Source organism: Brachyspira catarrhinii, assembly GCF_005518285.1.
GTDB classification, from domain to species: domain Bacteria; phylum Spirochaetota; class Brachyspiria; order Brachyspirales; family Brachyspiraceae; genus Brachyspira; species Brachyspira catarrhinii.
The window spans coordinates 1-1,843 of sequence record NZ_SJDU01000418.1 but is presented as its reverse complement, the minus strand read 5'-3'; the positions used below and the strand labels follow the sequence as shown (position 1 = coordinate 1,843).

Here is a 1,843-nt window from a genome sequence, read left to right as displayed (position 1 = left end):
CCCTTGTCGGTAAAGAAATACCGAACAAAAAAATCGTTCAATGCGTTAAAAGGTTTTTTATTCATAAATATAATTATAACAAAATATTTTAATTTGTCAAAATATGCAATTTGAATATTTTTTGAAATTACATATTGACTATGGAGTTAAAATAAATTATAAATTAAAAGTATAATAAAAAATACAAAAAGGATTTTCAAATGAAAAGAATAATTATTTTACCAACTTTATTAATATTATCTACGGTTAATTTATATTCTCAAATAGGTTTTCCAAGTTTCGGATTATCGATTCCGCTTGTCGGAAGTTTGCCCGATTATAAAATAGAAAAAAACGGCGGAAATGCGTCCAAAGATAATTACGAATCAAAATCCGCTTTTGAAGGCGGAGCTTTATTGCAATTTGGGTATAGTTTTATGCTCAATAAAAACAGACTTTATTTAATATCTTTAGGTTTCGATTTCGGATATTATAGAGATACTTTCGGATTCAAAAATTTACAAAACGGTAGAAAAGAGATAAATGTTTTCGACAGTATGAATATTGGTGCTTATGTCGAAGGATTATTTTATTGTTTTACGGTAGGATTTGGCGGAGGAATTAAAGTTCCTCTCGGCGGAAGTTTCAGATACGAAAATATAATAGAACTTTTAAATTACGGCAGATTAAAAAACAAATTTGACGATTTATACATTCCTTATATAAAATTTACGATTGGTTTGAGATACGATAATATTTATATGGGAAGCGGAAATAGTTTGAGTTTTTATTTTAATTACGATTTTCCAAAAGTTAGAGTAAGGGGAGTAGAACCCGACAAACAAAGATTATCTTCAATTGATTTGGGCGTTCAAATAGGATTTCATTTTAGTTTTTTTGAAATGCCTAATAATAACGATTTTCTTTGATTTTAATTATAATTTAATTAGAATAATTTACTAAATAATATCGCTTGATAAATTAATTACTTTTGATATAATTAAAAACAATTTTAAATAATTTTTAAAAGAATTTTTTAATTGAAAATAATTAACGAAGAATTTTAATTTAAGAATAATTTTGATTAGCGATTAAAATAAATATGAATAAAAATAAAACTGAAAATAATCAATCGATTGGAATAATAGTAAATACGATAAAAGGCGACCCTGCCGATATTTTATCAAAAATAAAAAACATACTAAAAAAACATAAAATAGAACCTATAATAATAGATTACGATATTTCTTCTTATCAGAATATAAATAAAGCAAGTAAGATTTTAAAAGATGTTTCTATGCTTATTTCAATCGGCGGAGATGGAACTTTGCTTTCGGCTTTGAAAATTGCGATAAAATATAATATTTCAGTTTTGCCTGTATATAACGGAAGTTTGGGATTTATATCGGAAATTCCTCCAGAAGAAGCTTATTCCATATTGGAAGAATATTTGAATAATAAAAAAAGTTTATACGAAATAGAAGCGAGAACTTTACTTGAAGTGAAATTATCAAAAAATAATTCAAAAGAAAACGCGAAAGACAATTTAAAAACGAAAAATTATTTGGCGGTAAACGAACTCGTATTGGGAAAATGCGACGGAAGAGCGATTTATATCGATGTCAGTATAGAAAATAAAACCGTTTCCTCAATAGTGGGAGACGGTGTTGTTATAGCGACTCCCACTGGTTCTACGGCATACGCTTTAAGCGCGGGCGGTCCCGTTCTTGCTCCTACGATAGACGCGATTTCTTTCGTTCCAATAGCTCCTCATTCTTTGACTTTTCGCCCTTTGGTTATTCCTAAAGGAGATGTTATCGAACTTACGCTTTCAAAAAAATCTTTTAAGGCTATGGTGACTATT

The 1,843-nt window shown here is 28.3% G+C and carries 2 protein-coding genes; both read left to right on the top strand.

Going from position 1 to position 1,843, the window contains the following annotated elements; all coding sequences use genetic code 11:
• The first annotated feature begins 200 nt into the window (after nucleotides 1-200).
• Nucleotides 201-908: a hypothetical protein gene (locus EZH24_RS11100; RefSeq protein ID WP_137999172.1), complete on the top strand. Its 708-nt coding sequence runs from the start codon at nucleotides 201-203 to the stop codon at nucleotides 906-908.
• 173 nt (nucleotides 909-1,081) lie between these two features.
• A partial coding sequence (locus EZH24_RS11095) for an NAD(+)/NADH kinase (protein WP_137999171.1) occupies nucleotides 1,082-1,843 on the top strand: 762 nt, incomplete at its 3' end.

Bases quoted from the DNA above. Each gene is read 5' to 3' on its own strand.
- EZH24_RS11100 (WP_137999172.1), top strand. From the start codon at position 201: ATGAAAAGAATAATTATTTTACCAACTTTATTAATATTATCTACGGTT.